This is a genomic window from Roseovarius sp. A46 (genome assembly GCF_004126395.1).
GTDB classification, from domain to species: domain Bacteria; phylum Pseudomonadota; class Alphaproteobacteria; order Rhodobacterales; family Rhodobacteraceae; genus Roseovarius; species Roseovarius nitratireducens.
The window spans coordinates 1-366 of sequence record NZ_PVWS01000093.1 but is presented as its reverse complement, the minus strand read 5'-3'; the positions used below and the strand labels follow the sequence as shown (position 1 = coordinate 366).

The 366-nt window shown below is 61.7% G+C and carries 1 protein-coding gene; it reads left to right on the top strand.

Translation table 11 applies throughout. The features are described from left to right. Positions 1-366: DUF4214 domain-containing protein (locus tag C6W92_RS17510; RefSeq protein WP_129435407.1), on the top strand; the 366-nt coding region annotated here is incomplete at both ends.

Genomic DNA, 366 nt, shown 5'->3' with positions numbered 1-366 from the left:
TCGAGGACAACAATCCCAACGCGGATGGCATGTCGCTGGAAGCGATCGCGACCGAGTTTTCGAACCAGGCGGAAACCCGCGCTGTGTATGACTTCTTTGACCCGGAAGCCGAGAACCCGTCGGCGCTCCAGTTCCTGTCGGAAGTCTATGGCAACCTGTTCGGCCGCGCACCCGATGCAGAAGGCATCGAGTTCTGGGCGAACGAGCTCGAGACGGGCGCCGTTCCCACCGGTGAGATCCTGCTCGCGATCATGAAAGGTGCTTCGGGCACCGACATCGACGTGCTCAACAACAAGATTTCAGTCGCTCTTGATTGGCACGACGCTGCCAAGGACGCCGGCGCGACCGCGCCCGACAGCGAAGGCC